Annotated in this window: 15 protein-coding genes; 8 read left to right on the forward strand and 7 right to left on the reverse strand. The window is 69.8% G+C overall.

Annotation, left to right across the window (positions count from 1 at the left end):
* Positions 1–23: 23 nt before the first annotated feature.
* On the forward strand, positions 24–572 hold the full coding sequence (locus tag ACQEVJ_RS05070) for a DUF4245 domain-containing protein (RefSeq protein WP_433097658.1): 549 nt from the start codon (positions 24–26) through the stop codon (positions 570–572).
* Here ACQEVJ_RS05070 and ACQEVJ_RS05075 read toward each other — a convergent pair.
* Positions 561–1,151 (reverse strand): LysR family transcriptional regulator, encoded by a 591-nt coding sequence (locus tag ACQEVJ_RS05075; protein WP_433097660.1) that lies wholly within the window; start codon positions 1,149–1,151, stop codon positions 561–563. The two genes, ACQEVJ_RS05070 and ACQEVJ_RS05075, sit on opposite strands and share 12 nt — an antisense overlap.
* 73 nt (positions 1,152–1,224) lie before the next feature.
* Between ACQEVJ_RS05075 and ACQEVJ_RS05080 the strand changes: the two genes are divergently transcribed.
* Positions 1,225–1,614, forward strand: a complete 390-nt coding sequence (locus ACQEVJ_RS05080) for a RidA family protein (RefSeq protein WP_433097662.1) — start codon at positions 1,225–1,227, stop codon at positions 1,612–1,614.
* 6 nt (positions 1,615–1,620) lie between these two features.
* On the opposite strand, the gene ACQEVJ_RS05085 is transcribed toward ACQEVJ_RS05080, so the two are convergent.
* Positions 1,621–1,878 carry an exodeoxyribonuclease VII small subunit gene (locus ACQEVJ_RS05085; protein ID WP_433097664.1) on the reverse strand — a complete coding sequence of 86 codons (258 nt, stop codon included), beginning with the start codon at positions 1,876–1,878 and terminating at the stop codon, positions 1,621–1,623.
* A gap of 134 nt (positions 1,879–2,012) precedes the next feature.
* Here ACQEVJ_RS05085 and asnB point away from each other — a divergent pair, with 134 nt between their 5' ends.
* Positions 2,013–3,854, forward strand: coding sequence for an asparagine synthase (glutamine-hydrolyzing) (asnB, locus tag ACQEVJ_RS05090; RefSeq protein WP_433097666.1), 1,842 nt, complete (start codon positions 2,013–2,015; stop codon positions 3,852–3,854).
* 22 nt (positions 3,855–3,876) lie between these two features.
* Here asnB and xseA read toward each other — a convergent pair whose 3' ends face one another.
* Positions 3,877–5,082, reverse strand: coding sequence for an exodeoxyribonuclease VII large subunit (xseA, locus tag ACQEVJ_RS05095; protein WP_433097668.1), 1,206 nt, complete (start codon positions 5,080–5,082; stop codon positions 3,877–3,879).
* Between the two features lie 120 nt (positions 5,083–5,202).
* The gene (locus tag ACQEVJ_RS05100) at positions 5,203–6,192 is read right to left on the reverse strand and encodes a hypothetical protein (protein ID WP_433097670.1); all 990 of its coding nucleotides are present in this window, start codon (positions 6,190–6,192) and stop codon (positions 5,203–5,205) included.
* Positions 6,193–6,320: 128 nt separating this feature from the next.
* Here ACQEVJ_RS05100 and ACQEVJ_RS05105 point away from each other — a divergent pair, with 128 nt between their 5' ends.
* Positions 6,321–7,286: a 4-hydroxy-3-methylbut-2-enyl diphosphate reductase gene (locus ACQEVJ_RS05105; RefSeq protein ID WP_433097672.1), complete on the forward strand. Its 966-nt coding sequence runs from the start codon at positions 6,321–6,323 to the stop codon at positions 7,284–7,286.
* Between the two features lie 12 nt (positions 7,287–7,298).
* On the opposite strand, the gene ACQEVJ_RS05110 is transcribed toward ACQEVJ_RS05105, so the two are convergent.
* Both ACQEVJ_RS05110 and ACQEVJ_RS05115 read right to left on the reverse strand, forming a co-directional pair.
* On the reverse strand, positions 7,299–7,799 hold the full coding sequence (locus ACQEVJ_RS05110; protein ID WP_433097674.1) for a DUF6542 domain-containing protein: 501 nt from the start codon (positions 7,797–7,799) through the stop codon (positions 7,299–7,301).
* Between the two features lie 10 nt (positions 7,800–7,809).
* Positions 7,810–9,111: a DNA recombination protein RmuC gene (locus ACQEVJ_RS05115; protein WP_433097676.1), complete on the reverse strand. Its 1,302-nt coding sequence runs from the start codon at positions 9,109–9,111 to the stop codon at positions 7,810–7,812.
* A gap of 109 nt (positions 9,112–9,220) precedes the next feature.
* On the opposite strand from ACQEVJ_RS05115, the gene ychF reads away from it, so the two are divergent.
* Positions 9,221–10,309, forward strand: coding sequence for a redox-regulated ATPase YchF (gene ychF / locus ACQEVJ_RS05120; protein WP_433097678.1), 1,089 nt, complete (start codon positions 9,221–9,223; stop codon positions 10,307–10,309).
* A gap of 37 nt (positions 10,310–10,346) precedes the next feature.
* On the opposite strand, the gene ACQEVJ_RS05125 is transcribed toward ychF, so the two are convergent.
* The gene (locus tag ACQEVJ_RS05125; protein ID WP_433097680.1) at positions 10,347–10,823 is read right to left on the reverse strand and encodes a GNAT family N-acetyltransferase; all 477 of its coding nucleotides are present in this window, start codon (positions 10,821–10,823) and stop codon (positions 10,347–10,349) included.
* 142 nt (positions 10,824–10,965) lie between these two features.
* Here ACQEVJ_RS05125 and ACQEVJ_RS05130 point away from each other — a divergent pair, with 142 nt between their 5' ends.
* The 3 genes from ACQEVJ_RS05130 to ACQEVJ_RS05140 all read left to right on the forward strand — a co-directional run bounded on the left by ACQEVJ_RS05130 (position 10,966) and on the right by ACQEVJ_RS05140 (position 13,902).
* The gene (locus tag ACQEVJ_RS05130; RefSeq protein WP_433112570.1) at positions 10,966–11,412 is read left to right on the forward strand and encodes an RNA polymerase sigma factor; all 447 of its coding nucleotides are present in this window, start codon (positions 10,966–10,968) and stop codon (positions 11,410–11,412) included.
* Positions 11,405–12,349 (forward strand): hypothetical protein, encoded by a 945-nt coding sequence (locus ACQEVJ_RS05135; RefSeq protein ID WP_433097682.1) that lies wholly within the window; start codon positions 11,405–11,407, stop codon positions 12,347–12,349. Before ACQEVJ_RS05130 ends, ACQEVJ_RS05135 begins: the two co-directional genes overlap by 8 nt.
* Before the next feature lie 542 nt (positions 12,350–12,891).
* Positions 12,892–13,902 carry a conjugal transfer protein gene (locus ACQEVJ_RS05140; protein WP_433097684.1) on the forward strand — a complete coding sequence of 337 codons (1,011 nt, stop codon included), beginning with the start codon at positions 12,892–12,894 and terminating at the stop codon, positions 13,900–13,902.
* The last annotated feature ends 45 nt before the right edge of the window (positions 13,903–13,947 follow it).

The raw sequence follows: 13,947 nt of genomic DNA on the forward strand, positions 1-13,947 counted from the left end.
TGCACCGACTAATCTCGCATTACGTGGGACGATTCACCCAGGGACTCTACGGCTACGCGTTCGCGCTCCTCGTCTGCCTCGCCGGCGTCGGAGTGTTCCTGCTCATCACACCGCAGAGCCACACCGAGCACATTCCGCGGGTGGACTTCTCGATCGACAAGGTCAACGCGGCGCGCACCGCGCCGTACGAGATCGTCGCCCCGAACCGGGTGCTGCCCGACTGGGTGCCCAACAGCTCGTCGCTGACCCAGAAGAACGGCGTCGTGACATGGCGGCTGGGGTTCGCGACCGCCAAGCGGCAGCACGCCATGCTCGCTCAGAGCGACGAGAGGCCGGCCGCGGACTTCGTCAACCGCATGGCCAGCACCGACAAGCCCGGCGGGAGCCGCCAGATCGACGGCGTGACCTGGGAGGAGCGGTTCCGCCAGGACAAGAACCAGCGGACGCTGGTCCGCGTCTTCCCCGATCACGCGGTGGTCGTCACCGGAACGGCCGACTGGGACGAGCTGACCGCCCTCGTCCGGACCCTCGCACCCCAGGCCAAGCCCTCTCCAGTGCCGTCAACGGGCTGAACGCGCGAGCCGTACGGTCCGGAGGGCGGCCAGCGGGTGTGCGGACGGCAGCACGGCCACGAAGGGCTCGGTGAGCACCGTCCTGAAGGCGAGTTCCCCGGCAGCGTCGTCAGCAGGGGGCTCGCGCAGCAGGCCGACGTCGATGGCCTTGTCGCGCAGGGCGGCGATCCGCGGCGCGGTGGTCATCTCGTGGATGTCCAGGCGGACGTCGGGGAACCGCTCCCGGAACGCGCGCAGCAGACCGGGCAGGACGGTCAGGGCGAGGGAGGCGGCGAAGCCGATCCGCAGGCGGCCGGACCTGCCGCTGCCGAGGGCCCGGGCGGCGGCCAGCCCGTCGGCGAGATCGGTGAGGGCGCGCCTGGCGGCGGGCAGCAGTTCGCGGCCCGCCGAGGTCAGGGAGACGCGTCCCGGTTCGCGGGTGAACAGCGCGTGGCCGACCTTGTCCTCCAGGCGGCGGATCTGCTGGCTGAGCGGTGGCTGGGCGATGCCCAGGCGGGCCGCGGCATGGCCGAAGTGCAGTTCCTCGGCGAGCACGACGAAGGCGTGCAACTGCGCCAGGGGGAGTTCGGGACGCTCCATACGCACAGAGATATCAGGCCATGTCTGAGGGTGTATTAGACGTATCGCTGTGTGTCGGCCTAGCGTTCGGCGCATGACAGAGCGACGCGTGATCCTCAGCGGTTCGACGTTCGAGGAGCAGATCGGCTATGCCCGGGCCGTGGTGGACGGCGACCGGGTGCACGTGTCGGGGACGACCGGTTTCGACTACACCACCATGACGATCTCCGAGGACGTGGTGGAGCAGGCCGAGCAGTGCCTGCGCAACATCGAGGCCGCGCTGGCCGAGGCGGGCTGCGCCTTCGCCGACGTGGTGCGGGTGCGCTACCTGCTGCCCGACCGGGCCGACTTCGAGCCGTGCTGGCCGGTCCTGCGCCGCCGCTTCGGTGAGGTGCGGCCGGCCGCCACGATGATGGAGTGCGGTCTGGCCGACCCGCGCATGAAGATCGAGATCGAGGTCGACGCGCGGCGGCCCGGCATCTGACGGCCTCTAGAAAGGGGCCTCCTCGGGGCCGTTCGGCTGGGGCTCCTGGCGCTGGGCCATCGCGGCGGCCAGCTTCGCGCGGGCGCCCTGGAGCCACTCCTCGCAGATCGCCGCCAGTCTCTCTCCCCGCTCCCACAGCTCTATCGACTGCTCCAGCGTGAGCCCGCCCGTCTCCAGACGGCGCACCACCTCGGTCAGCTCCTCGCGGGCCTGCTCGTACGAGGGGGTCTGCTTGTCCGACGGAGCCTGCTTGTCCTCAGCCACGTCCCCACCTTAGAGGCCGGGACCGACACTCCGCGGCCTCTTAGGGGTGTCCGGTTTGGGCATAAATGTGGTGGTTAGTCTGTTACTTAGATGTACTAACCATCTGCGAGAGCGATGATTCGGGGGTCATCCTTATGTGCGGAATCAGCGGCTGGGTGGACTACGGACGCGACCTTCGTCGCGAACGGGAGACCGTGCAGGCCATGACAGACACGATGGCGTGCCGGGGGCCCGACGCCGAAGGGATGTGGCTCGCTCCGCACGCCGCGTTCGGCCACCGGCGGCTGGCCATCATCGACATCGAGGGCGGGCGCCAGCCGATGGCCGCCGAAGCCGGCGGCGAGGTCGTGGCCGCCCTCACCTACAGCGGCGAGGTCTACAACTTCAGGGAGCTGCGCGCCGAGCTCACCCAGCGCGGCCACCGGTTCCGGACCCAGAGCGACACCGAGGTCGTCCTGGAGGCGTACCTCGAATGGGGCGAGGACTTCGTCTCCCACTTCAACGGCATGTACGCCTTCGCCATCTGGGACGCCCGCCGCGAGGAACTGCTGCTCGTGCGCGACCGTATGGGGATCAAGCCCCTGTACTACTACCCGACGCCCAACGGGGTGCTGTTCGGCTCCGAGCCCAAGGCCATCCTGGCCAACCCGCTCGCCGAGCGGGTGATCGACGCCGACGGCCTGCGCGAGATCCTGGCCTTCGTCAAGACGCCGGAGAGCGCCGTCTTCCGGGGGATGCGCGAGGTGCGGCCCGGCCAGGTGGTGAAGGTGCGCCGAGAGGGCCTGAGCAAGCGCCGCTACTGGCAGCTGGAGGCCCGCGAGCACACCGACGACCTGAAGACCACTATCCGGACCGTGCGGGAGCTGCTCGACGACATCATCGAGCGGCAGCTCATCTCCGACGTGCCGCTGTGCACGCTGCTGTCCGGTGGTCTCGACTCCAGCGCGGTCACCGCGCTGGCGGCCCGTGCGCTCGCCGGCAAGGGCGGGGTGCGGTCGTTCTCCGTCGACTTCGCCGGCTACAGCGAGAACTTCCAGGCCGACGACATGCGCGACACCCCGGACACGCCCTACGTCCACGACGTCGTGCGGCACGTCGGCTCCGACCACACGGACATCGTGCTGGACTCGGCCGACCTCATGGACCCCGCCGTACGCGCGGCCGTCCTGCGGGCGAGGGACCTCCCGCTCGGCATCGGTGACATGGACACCTCCCTCTACCTGCTCTTCAAGGCGATCAGGGGGCACTCGACGGTGGCGCTGTCGGGCGAGTCCGCCGACGAGGTGTTCGGCGGCTACCGGTGGTTCCACGACCCCGAGGCGGTCAACTCCGGCACCTTCCCGTGGCTCGCCACCCACACGCAGACGGGCCTGTCCAGCCGGGGCGAGTTCCTGAACGAGGAACTGCTGCGCAAGCTCGACATCCCCGCCTACCGCGCGGACAGCTACCAGCGGGCGCTGGCCGAGGTGCCCCGGGTGCCCGGGGAGACCGGGCTGCAGAAGCGGATGCGGGAGGTCAGCTACCTGCACCTGACCCGGTTCGTGCAGATCCTGCTCGACCGCAAGGACCGCATGAGCATGGCAGTGGGCCTGGAGGTCCGGGTGCCGTTCTGCGACCACCGCCTGGTCGAGTACGTCTTCAACGCCCCCTGGGCCATGAAGACCTTCGACGGGCACGAGAAGAGCCTGCTGCGCGCGGCGACGGCCGACGTGCTGCCCCGGTCGGTGGTCGAGCGCCGCAAGGTGCCCTACCCCTCGACGCAGGACCCGGCGTACGAGCGCGCGCTGCGTGCCGAGGTGACCCGGGTGCTCGACGGAGACCCGGCCATCGGCTGCCTGGTGGACGCGGGCAAGGTGCGCACGATGCTCGACCAGCCCATGGGCGCGGTCAGTCTGCAGGGCGCCAGGACGTCACTGGAGGGCATCCTGCAGATGAACGCGTGGCTCGGCGCCTACGACGTGCGCCTCGCGATCTGACCCGCCCCGCCCGCGACCCGGGTCATGTGTCCTGGGCGGTCACCGTCACGCGGTCGTCGGAGAAGCGGATCGTGAGCTCGTCCCCCGGCTTGACGTCCCCGGCCAGGCGGACGACCTCTCCGGAAGGACGCTGCGCGATGGCGTAACCGCGCTCCAGGGTGGCGGCGGGGGAGAGGGCCACGAGCCTGGCCCTGAGATGTTCCAGCGAGTCGGCCGAGCGGTCCAGGGACGCCGAAAGGCAGCGCCTGGACCGCTCGCGCAGCGCGTCGACCTGCTCGGCCCGCCGGTCGAGCTCCCGGACGGGATCGGCGAGCGAGGGCCGGGAGCGTACGGACTCCAGCCAGGAGATCTCGCGCTCGACCCAGCCGCGCAGCACCCGGCGGCCCCGGTCCCTGAGCTGGTGGACAAGCGTGAGCTGCTCGCCCACGTCGGGCACGACCTTCTTGGCCGCGTCGGTCGGGGTCGAGGCGCGCACGTCGGCGACCAGATCGAGCAGCGGGCTGTCCTGCTCGTGGCCGATGGCGCTCACCACGGGCGTACGGCAGGCCGCGACGGCCCGCACCAGCGACTCGTCGGAGAACGGCAGCAGGTCCTCGAGGGAGCCGCCGCCCCTGGCGATGATGATCACATCGACCTCGCGGTCGGCGTCGAGCTTGCGCAGCGCCTCGGTCACCTCGCCCACGGCGTACGACCCCTGGACGGCGACCTGCTCCACCTTGAAGCGGACGGCGGGCCAGCGGCGGCGGGAGTTCTCCAGCACGTCACGCTCGGCCGCCGAGTCACGCCCGCAGATGAGCCCGACGGTGCCCGGCAGGAACGGCAGCCGTCTCTTCCTGTCGACGTTGAACAGACCCTCGCCCGCCAGCACCTGGCGGAGCCGTTCGAGCCGGGCCAGCAGTTCACCGATGCCGACGGGACGGATCTCCAGGGCCGTGAACGCGAACGAGCCCTTGTTGACCCAGAAGTCCGGCTTGACGTGCATCACGACGCGCGCGCCGTCGACGGGACGGGGCACGCTCGCCTCGTAGACCGCCCGCGCGCAGGTGATCCGCGCGGAGACGTTGGCCACGGGATCGCGCAGCGTCAGGAAGACGGTGCCGCCCCGGGCGGTCAGCTCGGTGATCTGCCCTTCGACCCAGACGGTGCCCAGTTTGCCGATCCACTGGGCGACCATCTGCAGCACCGACCTGATCGGCAGCGGTGCCTCAGGAGACGTCTTCGCGCTCAAGTGCCCTCCTCGCCTGGCCCGGCTCGCACCTGCAGGCTAGCCGTACCGCCCGACAATCCACAGGCGACCAGGCGGAGGACGCCGTCACCCGCCCGGCGTAAGGGCGGGCGCGGCTCGGGATCAGGACTCGGTCTGGAGCTTGGACAGCCGGTTCTGGAACATCCGGACCACCTCGGGGCGGTTCAGGTGTGCCTGCTCGTAGTCCAGCAGCGCGTGCATCTGCTCGACCGACTTGCCGCGCATCCGTGCCCGCAGCGACGCCACGGAGAGGTCCGCGTAGCCCGGCATCGGCTCGGCCGTCTCGGCCGCTTCCGCGGCGGGCTGCTCCGCCGGCTGTTCCACCGGCGTCTCGGCGGGGCTCTCGGGAGCCTGCTCGACGGCGGTGGTCTTCCTGCGGGTCCTGGTGGCCTTCGGCGCGGCGGTGGCCGTGCTTTCGGCGGCTTCGGTGGTCTCGGTGGTGGCCTTGCGGCGCGTACGCGGCTTCTTGGCCTCGGCCGGTGCGGCCTCTTCCGTGGTTTCGGCGGCTTCGGTGGTCTCGACGGTCCCGGCGGCTTCGGTGGTCTCGGTGGTGGCCTTGCGGCGGGTGCGCGGCTTCTTGGGCGCGGCGGTCCGGTCCAGGACCTCGGCGACGGCCGGAGGCTCGGCCTCGACGGGTACGGCGGGCAGGTCGAGCTTCTCCGCCTCGGCGGCAGGCGCGGCCTCGGGCTTCGGCTCGCCCGCGGCCTCCACAGCCTCCACAGCCTCTACAGCCTCCACGGCTTCGACGGCCTGAGGCTCGGCGGGCGCCGCCTCGGCCGGGGCCGCCTCGGCCGTCGGCGTCTCAGCCGTCGGCGCCTCGGTCGTCACCGGTTCGGCCTGCTCGCCCTGCTCGGCCTGCTTGGCCTTGCTCGGGCGAGGGGCGAAGATGACGGGCTCCCGGCGTGCGGGCCGCTCCTCGGCAGCCTGCTCGGCGGCCTGCTCGGTCCGCGGCGCCTCGGCGGTCTCGGGGCGCTCACCGTCGTGCGCCTCGCCGCCGGCGAAGCGCTCCTTGATGGTGGTCTTGATCTTGTCGCCGACCAGCAGCGCCTGTCCGACCCCGTTCAGAGCGGTCTGAAGTACGAAGACCGGCAAATCACGTAGAGGTTTCGTTATTGCTTTAAGGACGGACATTTCGGCTCCCGGGGAGATGCGTATCTGGTACACCCAGTCTTGCAAGACCAGGGTCAAGAGGCGGCTCGCGTTCCACATAGCATAGGAACATGGACGTGCAGACCTCAGCGAGCCGCCGTGTCCTGGTCGCCAAGCCCCGCGGCTACTGCGCGGGTGTCGACCGCGCCGTGCAGGCGGTAGAGCGGGCGCTTGAGCAGTATGGCGCGCCCATCTACGTACGCAAACAGATCGTGCACAACACCCACGTCGTGAAGACGCTGGAGGAGCGCGGCGCCGTCTTCGTGGAGGAGACCGAGGAGGTCCCCGAGGGGGCCATCGTCGTCTTCTCCGCTCACGGTGTGGCGCCCGCCGTGCACGAGGAGGCCGCGAGCCGCAGTCTCCGTACGATCGACGCGACGTGCCCGCTGGTGACCAAGGTGCACAACGAGGCCAAGAGGTTCGCGGCCAAGGACTACGACATCCTGCTCATCGGGCACGAGGGGCACGAGGAGGTCGAGGGCACCGCCGGTGAGGCGCCCGAGCACATCCAGCTCGTGGACGGGCTCGACGGCGTCGAGGGCGTGTCCGTACGGGACCCGGAGAGGGTGGTCTGGCTCTCCCAGACGACCCTGTCGGTGGACGAGACCACCGAGACGGTCGCCCGGCTGCGGACGCGGTTCCCGAATCTCATCGACCCGCCGAGCGACGACATCTGCTACGCCACCTCCAACAGGCAGACCGCCGTCAAGCAGATCGCCGCCGAGTCGGACCTGGTCATCGTTGTCGGCTCGGCCAACTCCTCCAACTCCAAGCGGCTGGTCGAGGTCGCCAAGGACTACGGCGCCGACGCGTCCTACCTCGTCGACGACGCCTCGTTCGTGCAGGACGAGTGGCTGGAGGGCGTGCGCACGGTCGGCCTGACCAGTGGCGCCTCCGTCCCCGAGGAGCTGGTGCGGGGAGTGCTCGCCAAGCTGGCCGACCACGGCTTCACCGATGTCGAGGAGGTCGATTCGGTGCAGGAGAGCATGCGGTTCGCCCTGCCCCACGAACTCCGCAAGGACCTCCGCGCCGTCTAGCGGGAATCCGGGTTACTCGTCGACGGCCTTGCCGTACACGCGGGGCTCGAAGTAGCCCTCCGGCTCCGGGTCGAACGTGCGGACACGGCCACGGCGGGAACGGGAGCCGGAGGCCTGGGCCGGTGTGGGCGCCGGCGCGCCGCGCAGCTCCCTCAGGTTGGCGGGCAGGCCGCGCACCCATGCGATCCCCAGCGCCAGCGCGGACCCGAGGAACAGCCACGGCGCGCCGGACGACAGCGCGGTGAACATGCCGAGTCCGAACGTCTGGAGCATCGAACCCGAACTGAGCGCCCGTACGAGTTCCACCAGCAGCGCCGCGACGAAGAAGACCAGCGGAGGCGTCACCACCAGCGGCAGCAGGTCCCGGGGACGCACCAGCAGGACCGCCGCGAGGCACCCGGCCGCGAACGCCGGCCCGGGCAGGAACGGCATGCCCACCAGAGTGATCACGAAGAGCATGACGATCGCCCCCCGAGCGGTCAGCCGCAGCCCCGCTCGATCGGTGCCTGTCATCGGGCCCCCCTTACGACAAGTCTCGCGTCAATTTACCGTTCTGACGATGCGGGGGTGGGGGGCTTACCCGCTCTTCACCTTCGAGTTCGGGGATGGCGACCGGCCGGGGGACCTCCTCCACCGCCGACGGGGTGTCGAGCGAGTAGTCCACCAGGCCGAGGTCGTTCATCTTCCGCGCGCTGACCAGGACCCGGCTCTCCAGCGAGCCGACCGTCTGGTTGTACGCGGTGACAGCTCTGGTGAGCGCCTTGCCCAGGCCGTCCACGTGACGTCCGAGACCGCCGAGCCGCTCGTACAGTTCCTTGCCCAGATCGAAGACGGCCTTGGCGTTCTCGCTGACCGAGGTCTGCTGCCAGGCGTACTGCGCGGTGCGGAGCATCGTGACGAGCGTCGTGGGAGTGGCGATGTGGACGCGTCTGCGCATCGCGTACTCCAGGAGCTCGGGGTCGCGCTCCAGAGCGGGCGCGAGGAACGCCTCACCGGGAATGAACAGGACCACGAACTCGGGCGACGGGCTGAACGCCTGCCAGTAGGTCTTGGCGGCTAACCGGTCCACGTGCTCGCGCACGTGCCGCGCGTGGGCGTCCAGCCGGGCCGAGGCGAACGCGGGATCGGCGGCCTCGGCCGCCTCCAGGTAGGCCGCGAGTGAGACCTTCGCGTCCACGACGACGTTCTTGCCGCCGCTGAGCCGTACGACCATGTCGGGCCGGACCACGCCGTCGCGAGTGCTGGCGCTCACCTGCTCGTCGAAGTCGCAGAAGCGCGCCATCCCGGCGATCTCCGCCACCCGGCGCAGCTGCAGCTCTCCCCAGCGGCCCCGGGCCTCCGGCCGCTGGAGCGCTCGCACCAGCGCGTCCGTCTGGGCCTTGAGCCGATCGGAGCTCTCCCGTACGAACTCCATCTGCTTGCTCAGCTCGGCGCGCGCGGCGCGGGCGCCCGACTCGCTCTCCCTGAGCTGGCTCTCCACCTTGGCGAGCGTCTCCCGCAGCGGCGCCACCAGGTTCTCGACCGCCTGCCTGCGCTGGTCGAGGTCGCCTGCCGCCTCGGCCCTCGTGGTGTTCAGCCGGTTCTCGGCGAGTTCGAGGAAACGCAGGTTGGCCACGTCGAGGGCGTGCGCGGAGATGGCCTGGAACCGCTCGGTGAGCTGGTTCTCCATGTAGGCCACCTTGTCCTCGGCCGCCCGCGTCCTCGCCTCGGCCTCGGCGACTTTGGCGGCCGCCTGGGCGGTGCGGCCCGCGGTCCGCATCCCGGCGAGTGCCGCGCCGACCACCACGCCGATCACCAGTCCCAGTGCGAGAGCCACGACATCCACGGTCTGGATGATTTCAGGCATTGGCGTGCCAAACAGGGAGGCGCGCCTGGGAGCAGGCCGAGGCCGTCGATGTCCGGTGCACCCCCCGAGGCCCCTAAACTCGTGGTACGTGAGCCTGAGCATCGGCATCGTCGGCCTGCCCAACGTCGGCAAGTCCACGCTTTTCAACGCCCTGACCAAGAGCGGGAACGCCTTGGCGGCCAACTACCCGTTCGCCACGATCGAGCCGAACGTGGGCATCGTCGGCGTGCCGGACTCCCGTCTGGACAAGCTGGCGGAGATCTTCGGCTCCGCGCGCATCCTCCCGGCCAAGGTGGAGTTCGTCGACATCGCGGGCCTGGTGAAGGGCGCGTCGGAGGGCCAGGGCAGGGGCAACCAGTTCCTCGCCAACATCCGCGAGACCGACGCGATCTGCCAGGTCATCCGGGTCTTCTCCGACCCCGACGTCACCCACGTCGACGGCGAGGTGGCGCCGGAGCGCGACATCGAGACGATCAACACCGAGCTGATCCTCGCCGACCTGCAGACGATCGAGAAGGCGCTGCCCCGCCTGCAGAAGGAGTCGCGCACCAACAAGGACCGCAAGGTCCTCTTGGAGGCCGCCGAGGCCGCGGCGAAGCTGCTCGACACCGGCACGACCCTGTACGCCGGGGGCAAGGCGGCCGGGATCGACCTCGCCGACCTGCGTGAGCTCCACCTCCTCACGGCCAAGCCGTTCCTGTACGTCTTCAACCTCGACGCCGACGAGCTGACCGACGCCGACCTGCGGGCCAAGCTCTCGGCGATCGTCGCGCCGGCGGAGGCCGTGTTCCTCGACGCCAAGATCGAGTCCGAGCTGGTGGAGCTGCCCGACGACGAGGCGCTGGAGCTGCTGCAGTCCGTCGGTCAGGAGGAGTCGGGCCTCGCCCAGCTCGCCCGGGTCGGCTTCGAGACGCTGGGCCTGCAGACGTACCTGACGGCCGGGCCGAAGGAGACCAGGGCCTGGACGATCCGCAAGGGCGCGACCGCTCCCGAGGCGGCCGGGGTCATCCACACCGACTTCCAGCGCGGTTTCATCAAGGCCGAGGTCATCTCGTTCGACGAACTGGTGGAGGCGGGCTCGATGACCGCCGCCAGGTCGGCGGGCAAGGCCCGCATCGAGGGCAAGGACTACGTGATGCGCGACGGCGACGTGGTGGAGTTCCGCTTCAACGTCTGAGCGTTTCCCCGGCTCCTCCTCCTCCTTCGCCTCCGCTTCAGGCGAGGTCGCGGTAGTAGTAGAACATCGGCTCCGTCGCCCCGGGCTCGCTGTTGGCGAAGCCGTGCGCCTCGTAGAAGCGGCGGGTGTCGGTGTCCTCACCGTCGACGTTGATTTCGAGCGTCTCCGCGCCGCGTTCCCTCGCGAGGCGGCACGCCGCTTCCAGCAGGGCGTGCCCGAACCGCTGTCCGCGCATGTCGGGCCGCACGTACAGCTCGTCCAGGATCGCGGCCGGACCCTCCTGCCAGACGCTGGGCCGGAAGGACAGAACCGCGACGCCAACGGCCGGTTCGCCGGTGAGAAGGGCGACGAGGTGGTCCCCGGCGACCATTCGGCGGAGGCGTGTCGTGAGCACCTCCGCGCCCGGTGACGGCGCGTCGAACTCGCGGTTGAAGGCGTCCAGCAACTCGGCGACGACAGCGGCGTCGGACGCCGTCGCCTGCCGTACCAGGTGCTCGTTCTGCGGTATGGCCACCTCTGAAACCTTCCTGCTCTGCCCGGCGGACTGCACGATATTTTCGAGCACCCGGGTAAGAGGCGGGTGACCATTCCTGCCCGGATCGCGTCTGGTCTGTTGTGACAGACACGAAGACGCGGGGGGCATCATCATCGAGGAGCTGTACCGCGAGCACTGGGCGCTCGTGTGCGGGTTCCTGTTACGCCGCACCCGCGACCCCCACCTCGCCGAGGACCTGGCCCAGGAGACGTTCGTCAAGGCGACCAGGGCGCTGCTCGGCTGGCGCGGCGGGAACCCGGCCGCGTGGCTGCTCACCATCGCCCGCAACGTTCTGGTCGACCACGTCCGGCGCCACCGCCGAGAGCTGGCCCTGCCCCACCCCGACGAGCTCGGCGTGCCCCCGCTGCACATCGAGTCGCTGGCCGTGCGCGACGTCCTGGACCGGCTGTCCGAGGAGCACCGCAGGTTGCTCACCCTGGTCTACTTCGAGGGCTTCTCACTGGTCGAGGTGGCCGCGATGACCGGTAAGAAGCACACCACGATCAAGACGGCCGTGTGGCGGGCCAGGGCCGCCTTCGCCGATCTCTACGGAGGTCCTCATGACTGACGACGATCTGCTGCCGCCCATGCCCGACTTCGATCCCAAGGCGACTCGCCGGGCCGTTCGGCGGGGTGTCGCCCGGACCGCGATCACGGTGCTGGCCGCGCTGCTCGTCCTCGTCCTGGCGGCGACTGTGGGCTCCAGCGTGGTCCAGCGGCGCGGCGACCGGGAACAGCGCATGACCGACGTGCTGGGCACCGCCTTGAAGATCTACAACCCCGGCTACGACATCGAAGTTCGAGACCGGGGTGCCACCACACCGCTGTCGATGTCGTTCACCGTGGCCGCCAGGCCCATGCGGGCCGTCGGGGGGTTCGTCGAGGGCTACGGTGGCGCGGAGCACGTCGTCACCCAGGACTTCTTCGGCCGCGTGGGCAGGCTGCCGCTCGGCAACTACGCCAACACCAACCTGAGCAGGGCGCTGATCAACGTGGGCACGGGCAACCAGCCCAAGGAGGACAGCCGCAAGGTGCTGGCCAGGCTCCCGGAGGGGCTCAACGCGCTGGCGGTGGTCGAGTTCGCCAAGCCGCTCACCACCGATGAGTTGGTCGCCTTCACCGCCAGACACAAGTCGTATGCCGAGAAGGTGGTCTTCGAGCGGCGTCCCAGGTCGATCCCCATCACGTGGGGAGGGCCGACGATGTGGGACCGAGCCCCGATGCCGGGAGGCGGAGAGGACCACGCGATCGAGCCCGACGAAACGATCAAGCTGGACCTCGCGAACTTCCGCCGCTGGGTCGGCATCCTCGAGGACCACGACGACGACAACCTGCACGACTTCGATCTGAGCCTTGCACGGCTGCGCAAAGCCGCGAACGACGGCCTGGCCTATGCCTACGTGGACTCGTTGGCGACGATCGGGGAACTGCGGAAGATTATCGAGGATCCGCTGGTCCAGACGGTGCGGGTAGCGGACGTCACCTACGATCTCGAACGGCCCTAGACGCATTCGGGAGGCTCCTTGAAGCATCGAGATGAGGCCGTTTGGCGCGAAGTCGCCGCGTGAATTCTCCCTTTTCGTGACAAATCTCTTCGCTGCCGTGACGGCATGACGGAGGGGGCGACGAGTGAGTCGTCCTCCTCGTCCTCCTTCGAGGCGTGCCGGTGAGGGGGCAGGCGTGGTTCGCGACACGACGGCCCCGCTCCGCGCGGGGCCGTCCGCTGTCCGAGGGTGGGGACGGGCGCGGGGGCGTACGGTCGGTTACGTTATGCCTGCGAGCTGCGAAGACAGCAATAGGTGGCGGTTAGGTAATCGATGTCCTCGCTGGCCAGGCGTAACGTGCTTTTCCGCAGAGTGGATAGATGTGGGGCGTCTCTACGGGATGTGGACCTGGTTTGCTCGGTCGCGGCGATGCTTGCACCATGGGCGTGGCTTACCTGGAAGAATTGGCGGGACCGCTAGGGTGAATACTTCAATGCGGTTAACCGGATCGAGAGCAAGAGGAAACCGCGCCAGCCGGAGGGATCGGCGCGAGCGGAGGCGTGATGGCTCGCAGGTCAGACGTCCAGCAGGATCCGCGGATCGCTGGCGACCCTGACCCATACCCACTGGAAGGCTTCGAGGCGGCGAGCGCCGCGCACGGCACCGCCCCCCGCCGCAGAGGCTGGAGCGGCGGTGGAGGCCGCTGGCTCGTCTGGACCGGGCGGGTCATCCTCTGGGCGCTGATCGTCGTCATCGTGGTCAACGGCGTCCGCGCCCCGTTCGATCGGCTGACGCAGGACGACCCGGCCGGCGTGGCCCCCACCGGCACGGCCACGTCCGGGTTCCCGGCGACGCAGGCGGCGGCCTTCGCCAACCAGTTCGCTGCGGTCTACCTCAACTACGACGCGGCCAACCCCCAGCAGCGCGCGGAACGGCTGAAGTCGTTCCTGCCGGAAGGCGCCGACGAGCAGTTCGGCTGGAACGGCTACGGACGCCTGTCGGCGGGGGCCTTCCAGTTCGCCGGCATCGACGTGATCGACGACCACAACGCCCGGGTGACCGTGACGTACCAGTCCGGGGGCAGCCGCGGTCTGCTGTCCGTGCCGGTCTACTACGACAACGGCAGGTTCGTGGTCTCGGCCCAGCCGGCCCTGCTGCCCGCACCGGGCCCGGCGGGCCTGCCCCAGCTTCCGGACCCCGACCGCGACTCCGCCACCGAGGCCGAACTACGTCCCCAGCTCGAAGGCTTCTTCAAGGCGTACGCCGCGGGCAACCAGGTCGACCTTCAGCGGTACGTCGAGAGCGGAGTGACCGTCAACGGGTTCAACGGCGAGTTCACCCTCGCCGAGCTGAAGGATGTCGTGGTCCCGCCTGGCGGCGCCGACAGCAGGGAGGTCACGGCGGTGGTCGTGTGGGCGGTGGCGTCCGGGCAGTCGGCGGCGGGGGCGAGCCCGGCGCAGGACCCGGCGGCGCAGCCGGCCGGTCTCGAGCAGGCCTATCAGTTGACGATCGAAAAGCAGGGCGGCAAGTGGTTCGTCAGGGACATCCAGGGTGCGAACCGGTCCGTGGGGTAGCGCATGCCCGGCATAGACATCGCTGATCCATACCCCCGGGAGGGC

Source organism: Microbispora sp. CA-102843, assembly GCF_050936215.1.
In the GTDB taxonomy this organism is placed as follows: Bacteria; Actinomycetota; Actinomycetes; order Streptosporangiales; family Streptosporangiaceae; genus Microbispora.